Annotated in this window: 19 protein-coding genes; 1 reads left to right on the forward strand and 18 read right to left on the reverse strand. The window is 72.0% G+C overall.

Annotated elements, in window-relative coordinates:
• The first annotated feature begins 42 nt into the window (after window positions 1-42).
• Window positions 43-3,228 (forward strand): isoleucine--tRNA ligase, encoded by a 3,186-nt coding sequence (gene ileS / locus ACGWYL_RS15450; protein ID WP_395487629.1) that lies wholly within the window; start codon window positions 43-45, stop codon window positions 3,226-3,228.
• 267 nt (window positions 3,229-3,495) lie between these two features.
• Here ileS and ACGWYL_RS15455 read toward each other — a convergent pair whose 3' ends face one another.
• From ACGWYL_RS15455 to mraZ, 18 genes are all read right to left on the reverse strand, one after another.
• On the reverse strand, window positions 3,496-4,224 hold the full coding sequence (locus tag ACGWYL_RS15455; protein ID WP_179424111.1) for a DivIVA domain-containing protein: 729 nt from the start codon (window positions 4,222-4,224) through the stop codon (window positions 3,496-3,498).
• A gap of 117 nt (window positions 4,225-4,341) precedes the next feature.
• A complete protein-coding gene (locus ACGWYL_RS15460; protein WP_179424110.1) occupies window positions 4,342-4,629 on the reverse strand; it encodes a YggT family protein in 288 nt (95 codons plus the stop codon).
• A gap of 6 nt (window positions 4,630-4,635) precedes the next feature.
• The gene (locus tag ACGWYL_RS15465) at window positions 4,636-5,112 is read right to left on the reverse strand and encodes a cell division protein SepF (RefSeq protein WP_179424109.1); all 477 of its coding nucleotides are present in this window, start codon (window positions 5,110-5,112) and stop codon (window positions 4,636-4,638) included.
• A 36-nt stretch (window positions 5,113-5,148) separates the two neighbouring features.
• Entirely contained in the window at window positions 5,149-5,853 is a 705-nt protein-coding gene (locus tag ACGWYL_RS15470; RefSeq protein ID WP_395487630.1) for a YggS family pyridoxal phosphate-dependent enzyme, read from the reverse strand.
• Window positions 5,840-6,559 (reverse strand): polyphenol oxidase family protein, encoded by a 720-nt coding sequence (locus ACGWYL_RS15475; RefSeq protein WP_395487631.1) that lies wholly within the window; start codon window positions 6,557-6,559, stop codon window positions 5,840-5,842. Before ACGWYL_RS15475 ends, ACGWYL_RS15470 begins: the two co-directional genes overlap by 14 nt.
• 2 nt (window positions 6,560-6,561) lie before the next feature.
• Entirely contained in the window at window positions 6,562-7,713 is a 1,152-nt protein-coding gene (gene ftsZ, locus ACGWYL_RS15480; RefSeq protein ID WP_179424106.1) for a cell division protein FtsZ, read from the reverse strand.
• Window positions 7,714-7,866: 153 nt separating this feature from the next.
• On the reverse strand, window positions 7,867-8,577 hold the full coding sequence (locus ACGWYL_RS15485) for a cell division protein FtsQ/DivIB (RefSeq protein WP_395487632.1): 711 nt from the start codon (window positions 8,575-8,577) through the stop codon (window positions 7,867-7,869).
• Entirely contained in the window at window positions 8,570-9,970 is a 1,401-nt protein-coding gene (gene murC, locus ACGWYL_RS15490; protein WP_395487633.1) for a UDP-N-acetylmuramate--L-alanine ligase, read from the reverse strand. Before murC ends, ACGWYL_RS15485 begins: the two co-directional genes overlap by 8 nt.
• A complete protein-coding gene (gene murG / locus ACGWYL_RS15495) occupies window positions 9,967-11,046 on the reverse strand; it encodes an undecaprenyldiphospho-muramoylpentapeptide beta-N-acetylglucosaminyltransferase (RefSeq protein WP_395487634.1) in 1,080 nt (359 codons plus the stop codon). The genes murC and murG overlap by 4 nt, the downstream gene beginning before the upstream one ends.
• A gap of 2 nt (window positions 11,047-11,048) precedes the next feature.
• Entirely contained in the window at window positions 11,049-12,266 is a 1,218-nt protein-coding gene (gene ftsW, locus ACGWYL_RS15500) for a putative lipid II flippase FtsW (RefSeq protein WP_179424102.1), read from the reverse strand.
• A 233-nt stretch (window positions 12,267-12,499) separates the two neighbouring features.
• Entirely contained in the window at window positions 12,500-13,948 is a 1,449-nt protein-coding gene (gene murD, locus ACGWYL_RS15505) for a UDP-N-acetylmuramoyl-L-alanine--D-glutamate ligase (protein WP_395487635.1), read from the reverse strand.
• Entirely contained in the window at window positions 13,938-15,005 is a 1,068-nt protein-coding gene (mraY, locus tag ACGWYL_RS15510; RefSeq protein WP_179424101.1) for a phospho-N-acetylmuramoyl-pentapeptide-transferase, read from the reverse strand. Before mraY ends, murD begins: the two co-directional genes overlap by 11 nt.
• A 27-nt stretch (window positions 15,006-15,032) precedes the next feature.
• Entirely contained in the window at window positions 15,033-16,391 is a 1,359-nt protein-coding gene (murF, locus tag ACGWYL_RS15515; protein WP_395487636.1) for a UDP-N-acetylmuramoyl-tripeptide--D-alanyl-D-alanine ligase, read from the reverse strand.
• Entirely contained in the window at window positions 16,388-17,872 is a 1,485-nt protein-coding gene (locus ACGWYL_RS15520) for a UDP-N-acetylmuramoyl-L-alanyl-D-glutamate--2,6-diaminopimelate ligase (protein ID WP_395487675.1), read from the reverse strand. Before ACGWYL_RS15520 ends, murF begins: the two co-directional genes overlap by 4 nt.
• A gap of 38 nt (window positions 17,873-17,910) precedes the next feature.
• Window positions 17,911-19,653: a penicillin-binding protein 2 gene (locus tag ACGWYL_RS15525; protein ID WP_179424099.1), complete on the reverse strand. Its 1,743-nt coding sequence runs from the start codon at window positions 19,651-19,653 to the stop codon at window positions 17,911-17,913.
• Window positions 19,653-20,114 (reverse strand): hypothetical protein, encoded by a 462-nt coding sequence (locus ACGWYL_RS15530; protein ID WP_179424098.1) that lies wholly within the window; start codon window positions 20,112-20,114, stop codon window positions 19,653-19,655. The genes ACGWYL_RS15525 and ACGWYL_RS15530 overlap by 1 nt, the downstream gene beginning before the upstream one ends.
• 22 nt (window positions 20,115-20,136) lie before the next feature.
• Window positions 20,137-21,084 carry a 16S rRNA (cytosine(1402)-N(4))-methyltransferase RsmH gene (gene rsmH, locus ACGWYL_RS15535; protein WP_395487637.1) on the reverse strand — a complete coding sequence of 316 codons (948 nt, stop codon included), beginning with the start codon at window positions 21,082-21,084 and terminating at the stop codon, window positions 20,137-20,139.
• 121 nt (window positions 21,085-21,205) lie between these two features.
• Complete coding sequence (mraZ, locus tag ACGWYL_RS15540) at window positions 21,206-21,658, reverse strand: division/cell wall cluster transcriptional repressor MraZ (protein ID WP_179424096.1); 453 nt, start codon at window positions 21,656-21,658, stop codon at window positions 21,206-21,208.
• Window positions 21,659-21,926: the final 268 nt, after the last annotated feature.

Genomic DNA, 21,926 nt, shown 5'->3' on the forward strand with positions numbered 1-21,926 from the left:
CCACGGGACGCGTGCAAGTCGCCCCACCGTAGGATTGGCCGAGTGAGTCAGGACGCCCCGAACGCCCCCGCAGCACAGGCTGCATCCGGTCCCTCCGCCACCCCCGCTGAGTCGCTGCGATACCGGCCCGTGCCGGCCCACGTCGACCTGCCGGTGATGGAGCGCGAGATCCTCGACCTGTGGGCCGAGCAGGGCACCTTCGCCGCCAGCCTGAGCACCCGCGCCGACGCGCCGCGCTGGACCTTCTACGAGGGCCCGCCCACCGCGAACGGCGTCCCCGGCACCCACCACGTGGAGGCCCGCGTCTTCAAGGACGTCTTCCCGCGCTTCAAGACCATGCAGGGCTTCCACGTCGAGCGCAAGGCCGGCTGGGACTGCCACGGCCTGCCCGTGGAGATCGCCGTCGAGAAGGAGCTCGGCTTCAACGGCAAGCCCGACATCGAGGCCTTCGGCATCGCGGAGTTCAACGCGAAGTGCCGCGAGTCCGTCCTGCGCAACGTCGACCAGTTCGAGACCATGACCGAGCGCATGGCGTACTGGACCGACATGTCCGACCCCTACCGCACGATGGACGCCTCGTACGTCGAGAGCGTGTGGTGGGCGTTGGCGCAGATCCACGGCAAGGGCCTGCTGGTCGAGGACTACCGCGTCGCGCCGTACTGCCCGCGCTGCGGCACCACGCTGTCCGACCACGAGCTCGCGCAGGGCTACGAGACCGTCGTCGATCCCTCGGTCTACGTGCGCTTCCCGCTGACGTCGGGCCCGTGGGAGGGCACCGACCTGCTGGTCTGGACCACCACGCCGTGGACCCTCGTGTCGAACACGGCCGTCGCCGTGCACCCCGAGGTCACCTACGTCGTGGCCACGAACGGCACCGACCGCGTCGTCGTGGCCGAGCCGCTGGTCGCCTCCGCCCTCGGCGAGGGCTGGGAGACCGTCGAGACCGTCACCGGCCGTGACATGGAGCGCTGGACGTACCGTCGCCCCTTCGACCTCGTCGAGATCCCCGACGCGCACTTCGTCGTCCTGGGCGACTACGTCACCACCGACGACGGCACCGGCCTGGTGCACCAGTCCCCCGCGTTCGGCGCGGACGACATGGCGGTCTGCAAGGCGTACGGCCTGCCCGTGGTCAACCCGATCGCGCCCGACGGCCACTTCGAGGCCGACGTCCCGCTCGTCGGCGGCGCCTTCTTCAAGGAGGCCGACCCCACGCTGGTAGCCGACCTCGAGTCGCGCGGCCTGCTGTTCCGCGCGCTGGACTACGAGCACAGCTACCCGCACTGCTGGCGCTGCCACACGCCGCTCATGTACTTCGCGCTGCCCGCCTGGTACATCCGCACCACGGCGCGCAAGGACGAGCTGCTCGCGCAGAACGAGAAGACCAACTGGTACCCCGAGACCATCAAGCACGGCCGCTACGGCGACTGGCTGCAGAACAACATCGACTGGTCGCTCTCGCGCAACCGCTTCTGGGGCACGCCCCTGCCGATCTGGCGCAACGACGCCGATCCGAGCAAGGTCGTCTGCGTCGAGTCGCTGGCCCACCTGTCCGAGCTGACCGGCACCGACCAGTCCGACCTCGATCCCCACCGACCGTACATCGACGACGTCACCTTCACGGTCGACGGCGAGCCCGGCACGTACCGTCGCGTGCCCGAGGTCATCGACGCGTGGTTCGACTCCGGCTCGATGCCGTTCGCGCAGTGGGGCTACCCGCACGTGGAGGGCTCGAAGGAGAAGTTCGAGCGCGCCTACCCCGCGCAGTACATCTCCGAGGCCATCGACCAGACCCGTGGCTGGTTCTACTCCCTCATGGCCGTCGGCACGCTCGTGTTCGACGAGTCCAGCTACGAGAACGTCGTGTGCCTGGGCCACATCCTGGCCGAGGACGGCCGCAAGATGAGCAAGCACCTGGGCAACATCCTGCTGCCCATGCCGCTCATGGACGAGCACGGCGCCGACGCGCTGCGCTGGTTCATGGCGTGCGCGGGCTCGCCGTGGTCGGCGCGCCGCATCGGCCCCACCGCGCTCACCGAGATCGTGCGCAAGGTGCTGCTGACGTACTGGAACACCGTGGCGTTCCACGTCCTGTACGCCCGCGCCGCCGACTGGAGCCCGGCCACCGACGCTCCCCCGGTGGCCGAGCGCGGCGTCCTCGACCAGTGGCTGCTGTCGCAGACGCAGGACCTGGTCACCGACGTCACGTCGGCCCTGGAGGACTTCGACACCCAGCGCGCCGGCGCGGTCCTGGCGACCTTCGTCGACGACCTGTCCAACTGGTACGTGCGTCGCTCGCGCAAGCGCTTCTGGCGCGGCGACGCGGCCGCCCTGGCCACCCTGCACGAGGTCCTCGACGTGCTGACACGCCTCATGGCGCCGCTCGTCCCGTTCGTCACCGAGCGGGTCTGGCAGGACCTCGTGGTCCCCGTCGACCCCGACGCCGCGCCGTCGGTGCACCTCGCGTCGTGGCCCAAGACCGACGCGTCGCTGCGCGTCGAGGGCCTGGCCGCACGCGTGGGCCTGGCCCGACGCGTCACCGAGCTCGGTCGCGCCGCCCGCGCCGAGGCCAAGGTCCGCACGCGCCAGCCCCTGCGCCGTGCGCTCATCGGCTCGGCCCACTTCGAGTCGCTCGGCGAGGACCTGCGCGCGCAGGTGTGCGAGGAGCTCAACATCGTCGAGCTCGGCTCGCTGGCCGACGCCGGCGCCGACCTCGTGGAGTTCTCGGCCAAGGCCAACTTCCGCCAGCTGGGCAAGCGCTACGGCAAGCAGACCCCGGTGGTCGCGCAGGCCATCGCCGCGACCGACGCGGGCGAGCTCGCCCGGGCGCTCGAGTCCGGCGAGGCCACCGTCACGGCTGGCGGCGAGTCGTGGCAGGTCGAGGCCGACGACGTCATCATCACCGAGCGTCCGCGCGAGGGCTGGTCGGTCGTCAACGAGCAGGGCGAGACCGTCGCGCTCGACCTGGCCATCGACGACGAGCTGCGCCGCGCGGGCCTGGCCCGTGAGGCCGTGCGCGTGATCCAGGAGGCGCGCAAGGCCGCCGGGCTGGAGATCACCGACCGCATCACGCTCACGTGGGCCGCCGAGGGCGAGACCGCCGAGGCGCTGCGCGAGCACGGCGACAGCATCGCCGAGGAGGTCCTGGCGGTCGCGTTCGCGCCCGGCGAGGCCGACGACGTGCACGACGAGGATCTCGGCCTCGCGGTGAGCCTGGCGCGCGCCTGAGCCAAACCGCCCGTGCGGAGCGGGGCGGCCCCACCGGGGCCGCCCCGCTCTGACGTCTGCGGGCCGCCTCGCTCCGACTTTCGTGACGGGATGGGGGCGGAATGGCCGCGGGGGACCGATTCCCGTCACCAAAGTCGGCATAGGTGTCACGAAAGTCGGGAGTGACCGCGGCGACGGCGGACGCGAGGCCCCAACGAACGACGACGGCGCCCGATCCCCGGAGGGATCGGGCGCCGTCGTTCGACTCAGTGACGCGGTGCCGCGAGATCAGTCCTTGCTGTCCAGCGCGGAGCCCTGCTGCGGCGCGACGGGCGAGCTGCCCTCGAGCTGCGCGAGCTGGTCCTGGAAGTAGGCCTTGAGGCGGGCGCGGTACTCGCGCTCGTAGGCACGCAGGTGGTCGATCTCGCCCTGGAGCTCCTGACGCTCACGCTCGAGGCTGGAGATGACCTCCTTGCGGCGCTGCTCGGTCTCGACGTCGAGCTGCTCGGCGCGCTTGCGCGACTCGTACTGCAGCGTGTCGGCGTTGCGACGGGCCTCGGCCGAGAGCTGCTCGGCCTCGACGCGGGCCTCACCGATGATCGTGTCGGCCTCCTCCTTCGCGGCGTCCATGAGCTGGTCGGCGTTGGCCGACGCGATCTCGAGGAGGCGCGCGGCGGCCGTGGAGGCCTCGGCGGTGGAGGTGACGCGCAGCTCCTGCGGAGCGGCGGGGGCCGGAGCGGCGGGGGCCGGCGTGGGCTCGGGCTCCTTGACCGGCTCGGGCTCCTTGACGGGCTCGGGCTTGGCGGCGGCGGGAGCGGGCTGGGCCTTGGAGGCCTCCTCGAGCGCGGCCTCGAGCTCGGCGACCTTGGCCTTCAGCTCGGAGTTCTCGTTGACGAGGCGTTCGAACTCGACCTCGACCTCATCGAGGAACTGCTCGACCTCACCCATGTCGTAGCCGTCGCGCAAGCGCACGGCAGTGAACTGCTTGTCGCGAATGTCCTGGGGCGTGAGCGCCATCTGGTCACCTCTGCGTGTGAGTCGGGTCTGTCGGGGGAAAGATTCGGGGCCTCGTCAACGGTACCGCCTCATCCTAAGCACCGGGCAGCGGGCCGGTGCTCAAGTCTCAACGATCACCTAAAAGATGACGACCACCAGGGACTGCGCGATGAACAACAGGAGCAACAGGACCATCGCCGAGACGTCGAGCATGACGCCACCCAGACGGATCGGCGGGATGACCTTGCGCAGGGCGCGCAGCGGCGGGTCGGTGACGGTGAAGATGAACTCGCACAGCACCGCGATGAAGCCGCGGGGCTGCCACTGGCGGGCGAGCAGCTGCACCCAGTCGACGACGAACCTGGCGATCACGAAGATGATCGCCAGGTAGATGAGGTTGTAGAGAATGGTCCCGATCGGTGACACGGGGCCTCAGCTCTGGTTGTAGAAGCCGCCGGCGGCGAGGGTGGCGCGGTCCTCGTCGGACACCTGCACTCCCTCGGGCGACAGCAGGAAGACCTTCGCCGTGATCCGGTTGATCGTGCCGTGGACGGCGAAGACCAGTCCGGCGGCGAAGTCGACGAGACGCTTCGCGTCGTCGTCGCCGATGTCGGAGAGGTTCATGATCACCGGCACGCCCGAGCGGAACGACTCGCCGATGGTGCGGGCATCGTTGTACGTGCGGGGCGTGACGGTCTCGATGCGCGCCAGGTCGGCCACGGACAGGCCGGGCTGACGGCGGTCGTCGAGGGCCGTCACGGTGCGCGGCGCGACCGACTGGGGGGCAGCCTGACGCACCGGCGCGGCGGTGCGTGCCGGGGCCTCCGGCTCGTACTCCAGCGCCTCGTCGTACTCGGCCTGCTCGACGAGTCCGAGGTACTCGCCCATCCTCCGCATTGCGCCAGCCATGCTCACTCCCGATCTTCGGTCTTGACGTTGTTGAGACTACTGCAGTACAGGTCGCTGCCCCAGCACCGAACGACCCACGCGCACGTGTGTCGCGCCGTGCCGGATCGCGACCTCGAAGTCCTCGCTCATGCCGGCCGAGATCGTGGTCGCGGACGGCACGGTGCGCACCAGGTCGGCGCTGATCTCGCGCAGGTGCGCGAAGCTCGGCTCGGGGTCCTGCCCGAGCGGCGCGACGGTCATGACGCCCCCGAGCTCGAGGTGCGGGCACTCCCCCACGATCACGTCGGCGAGCGCCTGCACGTCGGCCGGCGGGACGCCCGCGCGGCCGGGGTCGGTGGTGTCGAAGTCGACCTGGACGAGGACGCGCAGCGTGCGCCCGGCGGCCTCGGCCCCGCGGTCGAGCGACCGGGCGAGCTTCGCGCGATCGACGCTGTGGATGACGTCGGCGTAGCGGGCGACGGCGCCGGCCTTGTTGGTCTGGAGCCCTCCGACGAAGTGCCAGCGCAGCGAGGCCCCGCTCGCCGCGACCTCGGCCTGCTTGTCGGCGGCCTCGGGGTGGCGGTTCTCGCCGACGTCGGTGACGCCGAGGTCGGCGAGGAGCTCGACGTCGCTCGCCGGGTGGGTCTTGGTGACGACGACGAGGGTGACCTCGCCGGGATCGCGGCCGGCCTGCTCGCAGGCGCGGGCGATCCGCTCGCGGACGGCCGCGAGGTTCTGCGCGAGCTCGTCACGGCGCGACATCGGCACTCCCCTCGCGCAGGACGACCGCGGCGCCGAAGCGTCCTGCGGCCTCACCCTGACGCCGGTGCGACCAGAACTGCTCGTCCTCGATCGTGCAGCCACCGAGGTCGTGGGCGACCACGCCGTCGCGCTCGAGCTGGGCCAGCACGCCGGCGCCGATGTCGAGGCCGGGCGTGCCCTGCCGGGTGGTGGCCCGGGCGGCGGGCTCGGCCGCGGCGACCTCGTCGGCCATCGCTTGCGGCACCTCGTAGCAGGAGCCACAGGCCCGGGGTCCGACCCACGCCTCGAGCCGGTCGGCGCCGCGCTCGCGCAGGGCGGCCACGGCCGCGGGGACCACGCCGGACGCCATGCCCACGCGACCCGCATGCACGACGGCCGCCAGCGGCCGGTCGGGCGACGCGATGACGATCGGGACGCAGTCGGCGACCCGGACGATCGCGACGACGCCCGGCCGGTCGAGCACGAGCGCGTCGGCCTCGGGCTGGGCGTCAGGGTCGGCGACGGCCACGTCGGCACCGTGGACCTGGCGCATCAGGGCCGGCTGGCCCCCGAGCGCCGCGGCCACGACGCCCGGGCCCTCCGCGGGTGATCCGTCGATCGGGCCCCGACCCAGGTCGGTGCGCGCGTCGGTGAAGCCGAACGACGCGACCCCGAGGTCGGACCGGAACCAGAACGGCGCAGAGGAGCCGGGCGTGCTGTCGGGCACGGTCAGCGCAGGAAGTCCGGGATGTCGAGGCCGTCGCCGAACTCCTGGCCCGCGGGCTGGGACACCGGGACGGGCTCGGACACGACACGCTGCTCGGAGGCCTCGGTGCGCTCGGCGGGCTTGCTCGGGGCGGCCGGGGCCGACTCCTTCGCGGGCGCCTGCTGGTCGCGACCCCGCAGCGCGGGCTGGGCGGCGTCGCGCTGCTTCGGCTCGCCGCCGTCGAAGCCGGCGGCGATGACCGTGATGCGCACCTCGTCGCCGAGTGAGTCGTCGATGACCGTGCCGAAGATGATCTTGGCGTCGTCGTGGACGGCCTCCTGGACCAGCTCGGCGGCCTCGTTGATCTCGAACAGGCCGAGGTCGGAGCCACCCGCGATGGACAGCAGCACGCCGCGGGCGCCCTCGATGGAGGCCTCGAGCAGCGGGCTGGAGACGGCCAGCTCGGCGGCCGTGGCAGCACGGTGCTCGCCGCGCGCCGAGCCGATGCCCATGAGGGCCGAGCCGGCGTCGCTCATGATCGACTTCACGTCCGCGAAGTCGACGTTGATCAGGCCGGGCGTGGTGATGAGCTCGGAGATGCCCGAGACGCCCTGGTAGAGCACCTGGTCGGCCTGGCGGAACGCGTCCAGCAGGCTGATGTTCTGATCGCTGATCGAGAGCAGTCGGTCGTTCGGGATGACGATGAGGGTGTCGACCTCCTCGCGGAGTCGCTGCACGCCCACGTCCGCCTGGGCCGCGCGGTTGCGGCCCTCGAACTTGAAGGGTCGCGTGACGACCCCGATGGTGAGGGCGCCGAGCGAGCGCGCGATACGCGCCACCACCGGAGCGCCGCCGGTGCCCGTGCCACCGCCCTCGCCCGCCGTGACGAAGACCATGTCGGCGCCCTTGAGGGCCGCCTCGATCTCCTCGGCGTGGTCCTCGGCGGCCTTCTTGCCGATCTCGGGATCGGCGCCGGCGCCGAGGCCTCGCGTGGAATCGCGCCCCACGTCGAGCTTCACGTCGGCATCGGTCATCAGCAGCGCCTGGGCGTCGGTGTTGATCGCGATGAACTCCACACCCTTGAGCCCGGCCTCGATCATGCGGTTGACGGCGTTGACACCACCGCCGCCGATGCCGACGACCTTGATCACCGCAAGGTAGTTCTGGACCGCCATGTCGTCTTCCCCTTCGAAACCTTAACGTTCAAGTCGAGGCTTATAGTTATGTCAACCTCGTCGATGTCTTGACACTAGGTGGGTACGCCGGATCGATCTCGGACGACACGCCGCGCCGGCGGCGTGTTGTTCGTCTACTCGGGGGACGCGCGTCTACTCGAGCGTCGTCGGGCGCTCGGGCGCGCTGACGTCGTAGCTGCTGGCCTCGATCTGGAGCAGCGGTCGCAGGACGGCGAGCTTGGGCCCGGCCTCCTCCGCACTCCCCCACACGACGGTGCGGTCCTTCGTCAGCGCGAGCTCGATCGAGTCGCGCGTCTCGGCCGTGATGGCGTTCGTGTCGGCGAGCAGCTCGCGGTCGCCGTCGGCGATGTCGGCCGCCACGCGGGCGGTGGCCGCGACGACGCGGCGGTCGTCGGCGTCGACGTCCAGCTGCGGCAGGTGGCCCGGGCGCGAGTTCAGCGGCCGGTAGACCACGCCGGTCGCGTCGACGGCCCACGGCGTGCCCGAGCGGTCGACCCACGCCACGGCCGTGCGCTCGGTGACGACGATGCGGATCGTGTGCGGGAGGTCGCGCTCGACGCGCACCGACCGGACGGGCTTGAGCGTGGCGACCCGCTCCTCGATCGCGTCGGTGTCCACGCGCAGCACCGGCTCGCCGAGCGGCACCTGGGCGACGCGCACCACGCGCTCGACCGGGACGTGCTCGGTGCCGGAGACCGTGGTCTCGCGCGTCTCGAACAGGCTCGAGAACCAGATCGCCCAGACCGCGCCCGCGACGAGGAGGACGAGCAGCACGATCCCCGCGATGCGCCAGCGCGACCTGCGCCGCTTGAGCCGGAGCTTCTCGCTGAAGCGGTCACTCATCGCCGGAGTCCCGCAGGAGGTCCAGCAGCGCCGGGCCCACGGTGGTGACGTCGCCGGCGCCGAGCGTCAGCACGAGGTCGCCCGGGCGCAGCATCGGCTGCAGGAACGCGGGCACGTCCTCGACCGGACCGCCCAGGTGGGCGTCCGGGCCGGCCGCGTCGACGACGAGGGCCGAGGTGACCGCGGGATCGGCGGCCTCGCGCGCGAGATAGAGGTCGGCCACCACGACGAGGTCGGCGGCGGCGAGCTCCTGGCCCATGCGCTCGCCGAACAGGCGGGTGCGGCTGACCAGGTGGGGCTGGAAGACCACGACGAGACGGTCGTCGCCGGCGAGCGCGCGGGCGGCAGCCAGATCGGCCGCGATCTCGGTGGGGTGGTGCGCGTAGGAGTCGACGACGCGCACTCCCCCGGCCTCGCCCTTGGGCTCCATGCGGCGCGCGGCCCCGGTGTAGCCCGCCAGGCCCTCGACCATCCCGGCGAGGTCGTGCCCCAGCTCGAGGCCGATGGCCAGCGCGAGCAGGGCGTCGGCGGCGTAGTGCCGTCCGGGGACGGCGAGGACGACCTCGGTGGGCTCCAGGCCCGGCACGTGGAGGGCGAAGCGGGTGGTCGAGCCGGCGACCTCGACGTCCGTGCCGCGGACGTGCGCGTCCTCGGCGAACCCGGCGGTGAGGATCCGCGGGCTGCTCACGGTGTCGCGCAGGCGACGGCAGCCGGGGTCGTCGGCCGAGACCACGACGACCTCGTCGACCGTGGCGGCGAACTGGGCGAAGGCGAGCTCGTACGCCTCGACCGTGCCCCACGTGTCGAGGTGGTCGGCGTCGATGTTCGTGACGACGGCGGCGTGCGGCCGGTAGTGCAGGAAGGCGCCGTCGCTCTCGTCGGACTCGACGACGAACTCGGGACCGGTGCCGCGGCGGGCGTTGGTGCCCAGCCCCGCGACCTCGGCCCCGATCGCGAACGACGGGTCGGCGCCGGCGCCGCGCAGCGCGAACGTCAGCATCGCGGTGGTGGTGGTCTTGCCGTGCGTGCCCGCGATCGCGATCCGGCGGTCACCGAGCATCGTCGACATGAGGCCGGCCGAGCGCGGCCACAGGCGCAGGCCGCGGCGGCGCGCCTCGACGACCTCGGGGTTGTCCTCGGGCACCGCGGTGGACGCGATGACCGTGTCCCGGTCGGCCAGGTGCGCGGCGTCGTGACCGACGTGGCACGTGATGCCGGCGGCACGCAGGCGGTCGAGCACGGCGGAGTCCTTGCCGTCGCTGCCGCTCACGTCGACGCCGGCCTCGTGCATCAGCAGGGCGATGGCCGAGAGTCCCGCGCCGCCGATGCCGATGAGGTGCACGCGGCCGAGCCGGTCGGCGGGCAGGACCTCGGACGGCAGGTCGATCCTCACCGGCCGGCCTCCCCCGCCTCGTGCACCATCTGCGCGAGACGCTCGGCGGCGTCGCGCCGGACGATGCCGGACGCGGCCTGCGACATGCGCTCGAGGCGCTCGGGCGAGGTGACGAGCGAGACGATCGCGCTGTCGACCCACGCCGGCGTGAACGCGCCGTCCTCGATCAGCAGCGCACCGCCGGCACCCACCACCGGGTGGGCGTTGAGGGCCTGCTCGCCGTTGCCGATCGGCAGCGGGACGAAGACGGCCGGCAGGCCGACGGCCGCGACCTCGGTGACGGTGTTGGCGCCCGAGCGGCACACCACCAGGTCCGCGGCGGCGTAGGCGAGGTCGATCCGGTCGATGTACTGCTCGACGACGTAGGGCGGGTCGTCCGCACGGCTGTCGAGCTCGACCTCCTCGGGACGACCGGCCGCGTGCAGCACTTGGATGCCGGCGTCGGCGAGGTCACGCGCGGCGGCGGCCATCGTGGTGTTGATGCGACGGGCGCCCTGCGAGCCTCCGGTGACCAGGATCGTCGGGCGATCGGGGTCGAGGCCGAAGCGCCGGCGGCCTTCGGCCCGCGAGGCGTGCCGGTCGAGGTCGGCGATCTGCCGACGGATCGGCAGGCCCGTGTAGGTGCCGTGGCGCAGCTCGGTGTCGGGGAAGCTGGTCGCCACGTGACGGGTGAGGCGCGCGCCGAGCTTGTTCGCGATGCCGGGCAGCGCGTTGCCCTCGTGGACGACGAGGGGCAGCTTGCGCCTGCGGGCCGCGAGGTAGGCCGGCACCGAGACGTAGCCGCCGAAGCCGACGACGACGTCGGGACGGAACCGGTCGAAGACCTCGAGCGTGGCCGAGACCGAGCGGCGCAGGTTGGCGGGCAGCTTCACCAGGTCGGCGTTGGGGCGGCGCGGCAGCGGCACCGGCGGCACCAGCTCGAGCGCGTGGCCGGCCTGCGGGATCAGCGTGACCTCGAGGCCGCGCGGAGTGCCCAGGCAGACGATGTCGTCGCCCGCGTCGGCCAGGACCGCGGCGGTCGCGAGCAGCGGAGACGTGTGACCGGCGGTACCACCACCGGCGAGCAGGACACGCATCGTCAGCGACCCGCCCGCTGCTTCTTGCGCGCCTTCGCGCGACGCGAGACGGACAGGGCGCGGGCGGCGCCGGGTTCGGTGGTGGCGCAGTTGGCCAGGAGGCCCAGCGCGGCGAGTGTGGCGAGCATGCTGGAACCACCGTACGAGACGAGCGGAAGCGGCACGCCGATGACCGGCAGCAGGCCGAGCACCATGCCGATGTTGATGATCGCCTGCGTCGTGAGCCAGATCGTGATGCCGGCGGCGAGGTAGCGCGCGAAGCGGTCGCGGCTGCGGTGAGCGATGCGGAAGCCGGTGTACGCCAGCAGGCCGAACAGGGCCAGGATCACGAGGCTGCCGGCCAAACCGAGCTCCTCGCCGATGACCGCGAGGATGAAGTCGGTGTGCGCCTCGGGCAGGGCGCCCCACTTCTGACGACTGCTGCCCAGGCCCAGGCCCCAGAAGCCCCCGCGGGCGAAGCCCATCATCGCCTTGATCGCCTGGTAGCCCGACTGCTCGGGATCGGCCATCGGGTTGAGGAACGACATGAAGCGGTCGACGCGGTGCTGCGCCGTGGCCACGAAGAACAGCAGCAGCACGACGAGGCCGGCGCCGAAGCCCAGCATCGGCTTGAGCGGCAGGCCGGCGACCCACAGCATGCCCGCGATGATCGCGAACAGGATGACCGCGGTGCCGAGATCCTTCTGGAACACGACGAGCGCCGAGACGGCTCCCGCGATCGGGACGACGGGCGTGATGACGAATCGCGGCGTGCCGAGGTGTCGGTGTCGGCGGGTGTAGAGGTCGGCGATCCACATCACGATCGCGAGCTTCGCGAACTCGGACGGCTGGAGGTTGAAGCCGGCGAACAGCGGGATCCAGTTCCGGTTGCCGTTGATGTCCATGCCCAGCGGCGTGAAGGTCAGCCCGATCAGCACGACGACCACGAGCAGGACGGGTCGCGACAGCTGGCGAACCCGCTCGAGCGGGATGCGCATCGCGATGACCATGCCCACGAGCCCGACGACCGCGAAGATCGCCTGGCGGCTGAAGATCTCGAAGGAGTTGCCGTAGACGCGCAGCGCGAACACCGAGCTGGCGCTGAGGACCATGATGAGGCCGAGCCCGAGCAGCAGGCCGGTCGTGCCGAGCACGAGCTGATACGACGCGAGCGGTCGCTCCAGCAGGTTCCGCACGGTCTCGAGCGTGCTCGACGACCGCCGAGAAGCGGTGGTACTCATGGCGTTCCTTCGGGGAAGAAAGGGAAACTGCTCCCCAGTGTGGCCCGTGGGACGGCGTGCCGCGTGGACCTCCGGGCGCGTGTCGCCGCGTCCGGCCGCGGGAGCGGTGAGCGGGGAACCGAACCCGGGGTGGGGCGGTGAGCCCTCAACCTGAACGGAGCCCCGAAGGGTTGACCGGTCACCGGCGGTGACCGGGAGTGGTTGACCACTCACCGCCTCCGAGCGGACCGGGGTCAGCCGAGGCGGTCGACGGCCTGCGCGAACGCGTCGCCGCGGTGGGCGTAGTCGCGGAACTGGTCCATCGAGGCGGCGGCGGGAGCGAGCAGGACGGTGTCGCCCGGACGGGCGTGGCGCCGGGCGGCGGTCGCGACGGCGTCCATCAGCGCGTCGGCGTCGTCGCCGTCGGCGAGCTCGACCGGCACGTCGGGCGCCTGGGCGGCCAGCTCGGCGGCGATGAGGTCGCGGTCGGCGCCGATGAGCACGGCGGCCCGCAGGTGCTCGCGGACGTCGCGGACCAGGTCGCCGTACGTGGCGCCCTTCGCCAGTCCCCCGGCGACCCAGACCACGTGGTCGAAGGCGCGCAGCGAGGCGCGAGCGGCGTGCGGGTTGGTGGCCTTGGAGTCGTCCACCCAGCGGACGCCGTCGCGCTCGGCGACCGTGCTGATCCGGTGAGGTCCGAGGCGGAAGGCGCGCAGACCGTCGCGGACCGCGACCGGGACGACCCCGTGGGCCCGCGCGAGCGCGGCGGCCGCGAGCGCGTTCTGCACGTTGTGCGGCGAGTCGTCGTCGAGGTCGGAGATCGAGGCCATCTCGGCGGCGCTCGTGGCGCGGGAGTCCACGAAGGCCCGATCGACCAGCAGGTCGTCGACGATGCCGACCATGCCGGGCTCGGGGATGCCCAGGGTGAACCCGATGGCGCGGGCGCCCTCGACCACGTCGGCCTCCTCGACCAGGTGCCTCGTGGCCTCGTCGGCCACGTTGTAGACGCACGCGCGCCGGACCTGCTCGTAGACCTTGCCCTTCGCGGCCGCGTAGGCCTGCGCCCCGCCGTGCCAGTCGTAGTGGTCGGGTGCGAGGTTCAGCACGGCGGCGGACTCGGCCGCCATCGACTGCGTCCAGTGCAGCTGGAAGCTGGAGAGCTCGACGGCCAGCACGTCGCGGCCCTCGGGGTCCATGACGGCCTCGAGGATCGGGGTGCCGACGTTGCCGACGGCCTGGGCGCGCAGCCCCGCCGCCTGCAGGATCGCCTCGAGCATCTGCACCGTGGTGGTCTTGCCGTTGGTGCCCGTGACGGCCAGCCACGGCGCGGGATCGGCGCCCCGCAGGCGCCAGGCCAGCTCGACCTCGCCCCAGAGCGGGATGCCCCGGCCGGCGGCCTCGGCCAGCAGCGGCACGGTGGGGCGCCAGCCGGGTGACGTGATCACGAGGTCGACGTCCCGCGGCAGCTCGGCGGTGGTGCCGGGGCCCAGGCGCACGTCGGCACCCAGGACCTCGAGCAGCTGCGCCTGCTCCTGCCGGTGGGCGTCGCCCTCGGACTCGTCGAGCACGACGACGCTCGCACCGAGATGGTTCAGCGTGTCGGCGGCCGCGAAGCCGCTGACGCCGAAGCCGGCGACGACGGCGCGGACGCCCTCCCACGAGGAGTCGCGGTGCAGCGACGAGACGTCGCGCTCAGAAGGCACCGACGACCCATTCCCAGTAGAAGAGGCCGATGCCGGAGATCACGCAGATGCCGCTGATGATCCAGAACCGGACCACGATCGTGATCTCGGCCCAGCCCTTGAGCTCGAAGTGGTGCTGCAGCGGCGCCATCCGGAAGATGCGCTTGCCGCCGGAGAGCTTGAAGTACCCGACCTGCAGGATCACCGAGAAGGTGATGATGACGAACAGGCCGCCCAGCACGATGAGCAGCAGCTCGGTACGGGTCATCAGCGCGAAGCCGGCCATGAGGCCGCCGAGCGAGAGCGAGCCGGTGTCGCCCATGAAGATCTTGGCGGGCGAGGCGTTCCACCACAGGAAGCCGAAGCACGCGCCGGTGACGGCCGAGGCGACCACCGCGAGGTCGAGCGGGTCGCGCACCTCGTAGCACTTCGGGCCGGGGTCGAGCATGAAGCAGCTCTGGTTGGACTGCCAGACGTTGATGAGGATGAACGCACCGAAGACCATCACGGCGGCGCCGGTGGCCAGGCCGTCGAGGCCGTCGGTGAGGTTCACGCCGTTGCTGGCACCCGCGATCATCAGCAGCACCCACACGATCAGCAGCACCGTGGGCAGCTCCCACGACAGGTCGCGCGTGAACGAGATCGCGTGGGTGATCGGGGTCTGGCCGTTGTCGTTCTCCCAGCCGATCGCCAGGACGGCGAACACGAGGCCGACGAGGATCTGGCCCACCATCTTGGCCTTGCTGCGCAGACCCAGGTTGCGCTGCTTCGCGACCTTGATCCAGTCGTCGAGGAAGCCGATGGCGCCGAGGCCGACGAACAGGAAGAGCAGCAGCACCGCCGAGGCGCTGGGCTCGTAGCCGGTGACCAGCTTGGCGATGGCGTAGCCCAGCACCGTGCTGATGATGATGACGAGGCCGCCCATGGTGGGCGTGCCGCGCTTGACGTGGTGCGAGGTCGGACCGTCGTCGCGGATGAGCTGTCCGTAGCCCTTGGCCACGAGCACGGAGATCGCGAAACGGGTGCCGACGAGTGTGCCGACGAGTCCCACGACCCCTGCGATCAGTACGGCCAGCATCGCTTCCGTTCGTTCCTTCCGTGCGTGTCAGTTGCGCAGCAGCGCTTCGACGACCCGCTCCAGGCGGGCGCCCCTCGATGCTTTCACAAGCACCACGTCACCGGCATCCAGGCTCGCGGAGAGTGCGTCCACCGCTGCCTCGACATCGTCCACCTGGAGACCCGCCGACCCGGCTCCCCGGGCGATCTCGGCGGCTCCGGCACCGACCGCGATGACCCGGGCGATGCCGAGGTCGGCGGCGAGCCGGCCGATCCTGTGGTGCTGCGCGGGCGAGTCCTCGCCCAGCTCAAGCATCTCACCGAGCACGGCGACGCCGCGTCCCGGGGCCAGTCCTGCGAGGGTGCGCAGGGCCGCCGCCATGGACTCGGGGTTGGCGTTGTACGCGTCGTTGACGACGACGACTCCCCCGGCCGTCTCGTGGCGCTCCATCCGCATGGGCGAGGTGGCCGTCGCGGTGGTCAGCGCGTGCACGGCGGCCTCGAGGGGCACGCCCAGGGCGGAGGTCGCGGCGACGGCCGCGACGGCGTTGATCGCGTGGTGCGCGCCCAGCTGCGGGACCGTGGCGTCGAGCGTGAGGCCGTCGGCCTCGACGACGAAGCGCGGGTGCCCGGCGTCGTCGAGGGTGACGTCGCCGACGAGGCGGACCTGCCCGGCCCGCCCGAAGGTCAGGACGCGACCGCGCGTGCGCGACGCCATCGCCGCGACGCGCTCGTCGTCGGCGTTGAGGACGGCCGTGCCGTGCTCGTCCAGCGCCTCGACGAGCTCGCCCTTGGCCTGGGCCGTGCGGTCGAGACCGCCGAACTCGCCCGCGTGGGCCGTGCCGACGTTCAGGACGACGGAGACGTCGGGCGGCGCGATCTCGCACAGCGTGGCGATGTGGCCGATCCCGCGGGCTCCCATCTCGAGCACGAGGTGGCGCGTGCCGGCGTCGGCGCGCAGCACGGTGAGCGGCACGCCGAGCTCGTTGTTGAACGAGCCCTCGGGCGCGACCGTGGCGCCCTCGGTCCGGAGGACGTGCGCGACGAGGTCCTTGACCGAGGTCTTGCCCTGCGAGCCGGTGATGGCCACCACCTGCAGGTCGGTCTCGGACCTCAGCGACGCGAGCCGGTCGGCGGCGAGCCGGCCGAGCGCCCGGACGGGGTCGGCCACGATCACGTGGGGACCCGGCACCGCGCGCGTGGCGAGCGTGGCCACGGCTCCGCCCTCGAGGGCGGCCTCGACGTAGTCGTGCCCGTCCACGTGCTCGCCCGGGATCGCCACGAAGAGGCAGCCGGGCGTCACCCGGCGGGAGTCGATGGCGACGGGGCCCTCGACCGAGAGCGCGTCGTCGCCCTCGACGCGGCCGTCGGTGGCGACGGCGACCTGGGCCAGGGTGGTGGGGGTCACGAGGCGCCTCCGATCAGCTCGACGAGGACCTCGCGGTCGTCGAACGGGTGGACCACGTCGCCGACCTGCTGGCCGCGCTCGTGGCCCTTGCCCGCGACGACGACCGTGTCGCCGGTGCGCGCCTGTCCGACGGCCACCGCGATCGCCTCGCGTCGGTCGCCCACCTCGAGCACCTCGGCGGTGCCCCGCTCGGCGCCGGCCAGGACCTCGGCGCGGATCCGCGCCGGCTCCTCGCTGCGCGGGTTGTCGTCGGTGACGACCACCAGGTCGGCGAGCCGCGCCGCGACCTCGCCCATCAGCGGTCGCTTGCCGCGGTCGCGGTCGCCGCCGGCGCCGATCACGACGATCAGCCGACCCGCGGTGACGGGTCGCAGCGCGGCCAGGACGGCCTCGACCGCCTCGGGCTTGTGGGCGTAGTCGACGACGGCCGTGAAGGGCTGGCCCGCGTCGACGCGCTCCATCCGGCCCGGCACGCCCCGCGCGGAGGCGACGCCGCGGACGAGCTCACGCAGGTCGTGGCCCTCCCCCGCCAGCGCCACGATCGCGGCGACCGCGTTGGAGACGTTGAAGGCGCCGGCCAGCGGCACGGACAGCTCGGTCTCGGTGCCGTCGGACGAGATCAGCGTGACGTCGCTGCCGAGGCGGTGCGACCGCACGTTCACCGCACGCCAGTCGGCGGGCGCCCCCTCGGTGGAGAAGGTCGTGACCGGGAGCACGGTCTGCTGCGCGAGCCGGCGCCCGTGCGCGTCGTCGAGGTTGATCACGGCGCGGCGGGCGTGCTCGGGCGTGAAGAGCTCGGCCTTCGCGGCGAAGTACGACTCGAGGTCGTGGTGGAAGTCCAGGTGGTCGCGACCGAGGTTGAGGAACACCGCGGCGTCGAGCACGAAGCCGTCGACGCGTCCCTGCACGATGGCGTGGCTCGAGACCTCCATCGCGCACGCGGCGACCTGCTCCTCGGCCATGACGGCGAACAGCGCCTGCAGGGCGGGGGCCTCGGGGGTGGTCAGGCTGCTGGCCGCCGGGCGTCCCGCGATGCGGGTGCCGATCGTGCCGATGACGGCCGAGCGCGACTCCCCCAGCGCGGCCTCGGCGAGGTACGTGGTCGTGGTCTTGCCCTGCGTGCCCGTGACGCCGACGGTGGTGAACCGGCTGCTGGGCCGGTCGTAGAACCGCGCGGCGAACGCGGCGAGGCCGCGTCGCGGCTCCTCGACGACGACCCGCGGGACGTCGCCCGGCAGCGTCGCGGCGCCCTCGGCGTCGGTGAGGATCGCCACGGCCCCGGCCTCGAGCGCCTGGGGCGCGAACCGGGCGCCGTGCGTGCTGGCACCGGGCAGCGCGGCGAACAGGTCGCCGGCCACGACGTCGCGGGTGGAGAGGCTGATCCCGGTGACGCTCGCATCGCCTTCGGCCGTCGCCCCGGACCACGCCGCGGCCACCTCGGCGAGGGACCACGTGGGCGTGTCGAACGGCCTGACCCTCATCTCGTCCACCCGCCCCAACCTACCGGGCGGCACGACGGCTACCAGTCCTGCTTGATCTTGGGCGGCTTGGCGCCCGTGGGCGTCACGCCGAAGCGCTCCAGGGCCATCGACATGATGTCGTGGAACACCGGGCCGGCCATCGAGCCACCACCGGCGTTGCGCGGGGGCTTGTCGATCACGACGTAGGTGATGAAGCGCGGGTTGTCCGCCGGCGCGAAGCCCATGAACGAGATCGTGTTCTGGCCCCGCACGTACTTGCCGGTGGTGGGGTTGACGCGCCAGGCGGTGCCGGTCTTGCCGGCCACGCGGTAGCCCTCGATCTGCGCGGCGGGCGCCGTGCCGTCGTCGGCCGTGACGGCCTCCATCATGCGGGTGACCTCGGACGCGGCCTCGCGGGAGACGACCCGGCGCGACTCGCCCGGATCGGTCTTCTCGACCGAGCCGTCGGCCTTCGTCAGCGAGTCCACGACCCGCGGCGTGCACATGACGCCGCCGTTGGCGATCGCACCGACCGCGCGGATCATCTGGATCGCGTTCACCGAGACGCCCTGTCCGAACGAGGTCGTGGCGTGCTTGGCCTTCGTCCAGTCGCGCGCCGGGGAGACGATGCCCACCGACTCCTCGGGCAGGTCGATGCCGCTGTGGGCGCCGAAGCCGAACTTGCGCAGGTAGGAGTAGAACGTCGAGTCCGACATCTGCTCGGCCGCGACGATCGTGCCGAGGTTCGAGGACTTCGCGATGACGCCCGCAGCCGTCAGCCGGATCGCGCCGTGCTGCCAGTAGTCGCCGATCGGGAAGCCGTCGATGACCATGCCCGACGGCACCTTGATCCTGGTGTCGGCGGTGACCTTGCCCTGGTCGGCCAGCGCCGCCATGGTGATCGTCTTCATGACCGAGCCGGGCTCGAAGACGTTCGACACCGCGCGGTTGACGAGCGTGCCGTCGTTGACGCCGGCGCGACTGTCGGGGTTGAACGTGGGCGCCTGCGAGAGCTGCACGATCTGGCACGTGCGGACGTCCATCGTGATCGCCAGGCCGTAGTCGGCACCGGCGGAGCTGACGACGTCGCGCAGGCGCTGGTCGGCGTACCACTGCAGGTCACGGTCGATCGTGGTGTTGACGTTCGCGCCCGGCACCATCTCCTCGACCGTGGAGTCGGCCATCGGGATGCGCTGGCCGGTCGTGGAGACCTCGTACGTCGACGAGCCGTCCTTGCCGGTGAGCTGCTGGTCGTACTGCATCTCGAGGCCGGCGATGCCCTTGCCGTTCTCCTCGGTGATGCCCAGGACGTTCGCCGCGAGCGAGCCGCCCGGGTAGCTGCGCAGGCTCTCCGTCTCGGTGAACACGCCGGTGTAGCCGGCCTCGGCGACGGCCTTCACCGCCTTGCGGGCCTCGTACGCCGGCAGGTCCTTCGCGAGGAAGACGTAGCGCGACTTCGGCGTGCGCAGCTTCTGGATCGTGTCGAAGTAGTCGATCTCGTCGCCGAGCTTCTCGTGCAGGATGCGCGCGATCTCGGGGGCCTTCTCGGCCGTCATCGACGGATCGCCCGTGATCGTGAGTCCGTCGGTGCTGGTGACCAGCTCCTCGCCGTTGCGGTCGACGATGTCGCCTCGGGGCGCGGGCACGACGGCCTTGCGCGTGCCGGCCTCGACGGCCATCGCCGCGTACGCCTTCGAGTCGACCGCCTGGATCTGGAAGAGGCGGCCGGCGAAGAGCAGGAAGAGGCCGAGCACGCAGACCACGAGGACCCGCAGCCGGTTCCGGGTGACCGAGACGGGCATCAGCCGGCCCTCCTGACGTTCGTGTCGGGCTCGGCCGGGACCGGCTCGCCGATGACCTTGCCGTCGGCGAGGCGCAGGAAGACGGGGTTGGCGTTGGGGACCATGCCCTCGCTCAGGGCGCGGTCGGCCAGGCCCGACGGGCTCTGCATGCGGTCCACCTCGGCGGCGAGCTGCTCCTTCTGCGCCTGCAGGAGGGTGGCGCGCTGCTGCAGGTCGTCGATCTTGAACGACTGGGCCTGCATGGCGGTGCTCAGCAGGATCAGGCCGACGAGGCCCGCGGCCAGGACGGACAGCACGACGACGACGAACGGCGCCCGGCGCGCGCGGACGCGGACCGGGCCGACCAGCTTCAGCCCGACGTCACGCGCGTCACGACCGCGCGCGGCGATGCCGGACGCGAGCGCGGACGATCGCGCGGCGGCCGTGCGGCTGAGGGCACGGGGGGAGGTGGCGGTGCTCATCGGGTCTCTCGCTGGGCGTCGTTCATGCGGCGATCCGTTCGACAGCGCGCATCCGGACCGAACGCGCGCGGGGGTTGTCGGTGATCTCGTCCTCGCCGGCCAGCTCGGCTCCCCGGGTCAGGGAGCGGAAGCGGGCCTGCATGGACTCGGGCACCACGGGAAGGTCCCGCGGAGCCGTGCTCGTGGTGGCGGAGGTGAACACGCGCTTGGTGATCCGGTCCTCCAGGGAGTGGTACGACAGGACGACGACGCGCCCGCCGACCGAGAGCAGGTCCAGCGCCGCCGGCAGCGCCCGCCGGTAGACGCCGAGTTCGTCGTTGACCTCGATCCGCAGCGCCTGGAACGTGCGCTTGGCGGGGTTGCCGCCCGTGCGCCGCGCCGGGGCCGGGATGCAGCGGCGGATCAGCTCGACGAGCTGCTCGCTGCGCTCGAACGGACGCTGCTCGCGCTCGGCGACGATCTCCCTGGCGATGCGGCGGGCGAACTTCTCCTCGCCGTACTCGCGCAGGATCCGCGCCAGGTCGTCCTCGGCGTAGGTGTTGAGCACGCCGGCCGCCGTGAGGTCGTCCTCGGAGTTCATCCGCATGTCCAGCGGCGCGTCCTGCGCGTAGGCGAAGCCGCGGTCCGCCAGGTCGAGCTGCATCGAGGAGACGCCGAGGTCGAACAGGACCCCGTCGACGCTCGTGCGGCCCGAGTCGTGCACGACCTCGGCGATCTCGTCGTAGACCGCGTGCGCGGCCTCGAAGCGGTCACCGAACGGAGCCAGTCGCTCCCCCGCACGGCGCAGGGCCTCGGGGTCACGATCGATGCCGATGACGTGCAGGCTCGGGTAGCGGGTCAGGAGCGCCTCGGTGTGCCCGCCCAGTCCGAGCGTGGTGTCGACGACGACCGGCCGGTCACGTCCCTCCACGACGGGGGTGAACTCCGACACGACGCGGTCCAGCATCACCGGGACGTGCCGCGCGCTCATGCCAGCGTCCCGGTCACCGACGGCGCGCCGATGGGGCCCGATCCCCGCCTGCAGAGTTCTGACGCCGGGGAAGTGACGTCAGAACCCCTCAGGCGGGCATCGCGCCCCACCGCGGGAGTGCTCAGAAGATCCCGGGGAAGATCTCCTCCGACAGGTCGGCGAAGCCCTCCTCGTGCTCGTCGGAGAAGTCGTTCCACTTCGCCGAGTCCCAGATCTCGAACCGCTCGCCCGTGCCCACGACCGTGCAGTCGCGGTCCAGGCCGGCCCAGTCGCGCAGCAGCTGCGACACGGGCACGCGTCCCTGCTTGTCCGGCGTCTCGTGCGCCGCACCGCCGAAGAGCATGCGGATGAAGTTGCGCGCCTGTCGGTTCGTGAACGACGCCTGCCGCGCCCGCTCGGAGAACTCGTCGAAGGCCTCGGGCGTCCAGCCGTAGATGCAGTGCTCCTGACCACGCGTCAGCACCACGCCGTCCGTCAGCAGCGGTCGGAACTTCGCCGGCAGGAAGAGCCTGCCCTTCTCGTCGAGGCGAGGCGTGAACGTGCCGAAGAAGTGCGTCGATGCCGGTGCGGCCATCGCGTCCTCCCTGCTCCACGTCGCTCTCCCTCGAGGTCGAAGTCCGGTGTTTCCACCACTACGCCCCACCTTAACCCACAACGCTCCACCATCCACCCTGATTTCGTCAAGAGTCAGGCGTGTCGCGTGGGACGAGAGCGCAAAAGGCCCGCCATCTCAGCGATGGCGGGTCGGTGGAGGGAAGTGGGGGGAATTCAGCCGCTGGTGGAGCGAAGGGGGGCGAGAACGACGAAGACCCCGCCGATCGGCGGGGTCTCGTGGACGGTGG

The organism is Aeromicrobium sp. JJY06 (assembly GCF_044069275.1).
Taxonomy (GTDB): Bacteria; Actinomycetota; Actinomycetes; order Propionibacteriales; family Nocardioidaceae; genus Aeromicrobium; species Aeromicrobium tamlense.